This is a genomic window from Nonomuraea turcica (genome assembly GCF_030718205.1).
Taxonomy (GTDB): domain Bacteria; phylum Actinomycetota; class Actinomycetes; order Streptosporangiales; family Streptosporangiaceae; genus Nonomuraea.
Map to the genome: position 1 here is coordinate 1 of NZ_JAUZQF010000085.1, position 1,291 is coordinate 1,291.

Here is a 1,291-nt window from a genome sequence, read left to right on the forward strand (position 1 = left end):
GGATCGGCGTTCCAGCGATCCATCCAGGCGCGGATATCGTCCTCCAGTGCCTGGACGCTCTTGTGCACTCCGCGGCGGATCAGCTGGTCGGTCAGGTAACCGAACCAGCGCTCGACCTGGTTGATCCACGAGGAGCCGGTCGGGGTGAAGTGCATGTGGAAGCGGGGATGGCGGGCCAGCCAGGCTTTGATCGCCGGCGTCTTGTGGGTGCCGTAGTTGTCGCAGATCAGGTGGACATCGAGCTCGGCCGGCACTGTTTTGTCGATCGTGGCCAGGAACTTCTTGAATTCGGCGGCGCGATGCTGACGGTGCAGTTCACCGATAACGCTCCCGTCGGCGATGTTGAAGGCGGCGAACAGACTGGTGATGCCGTGCCGAACGTAGTCATGGGTGCGCCGCTCGGGCATGCCCGGCATCATCGGCAGCACGGGCTGCGACCGATCCAGCGCCTGGATCTGCGACTTCTCATCCACACACAACACCACCGCGCGTTCCGGCGGGTCGTGATAGAGCCCGACCACGTCGACGACCTTCTCCACGAACAACGGATCCGTCGACAGCTTGAACGTGCTCGTGCGGTGCGGCTTGAGGTCGAAGGCTCGCCAGATCCGGCCGATGGTCGACTCCGACAGTCCACTGCGCCGCGCCATCGAGGCGCGCGTCCAGTGTGTGGCACCGGTCGGCGTCTCTTCCAGCGTGGCCACCACGACCTGCTCGACCTGCTCGAGACTGATCGACGGCGGGCGGCCGGGGCGTGGCTCATCGATCAGCCCATCCAGTCGCAGACGCAGGAACCGATGACGCCACTTGGACACCGTGTCCGGGTGCACCCGCAACTGCTCGGCGATCTTCTTGTTGTCGGCGCCGTCCGCGCAGGCCAGCACGATCTTCGCGCGCATCGCCAGGACCTGTGCGGATTTGGCCCGCCGCGCCCATCGCTGCAGCACCGCCCGCTCAGCATCAGACACCGTCAACTCAGCCTTGGGCCGGCCCGTGCGCACTTCGTCGACCAGCGCCTGAAGCCCGCCACGGGCGAAAGCCGCACGCCACTTGCGCACAGTACTCTCGGCGAGATTCAACTCCCGCGCCACCTGCGCGGTGCTGACTCGCGGCCCTTCACACGCCAGCACGATCTTCGCCCGGACCGCCCGCCTCGACGATTCCACCGACATGCCGATCAGCTGAGCCCGTTCACTCTCCGATAAGCGGATCTCCACCGCAGCTGGTCCGGGAGGCGTCATAGCCATCACCATACGGACTTACCTGGCGAATTTCAGGCGGATCACACTAG

The 1,291-nt window shown here is 65.5% G+C and carries 1 protein-coding gene; it reads right to left on the minus strand.

Going from position 1 to position 1,291, the window contains the following annotated elements:
* Nucleotides 1-1,241: IS630 family transposase (locus Q9G87_RS60285; protein WP_305925683.1), on the minus strand; the 1,241-nt coding region annotated here is incomplete at its 3' end.
* Nucleotides 1,242-1,291: the final 50 nt, after the last annotated feature.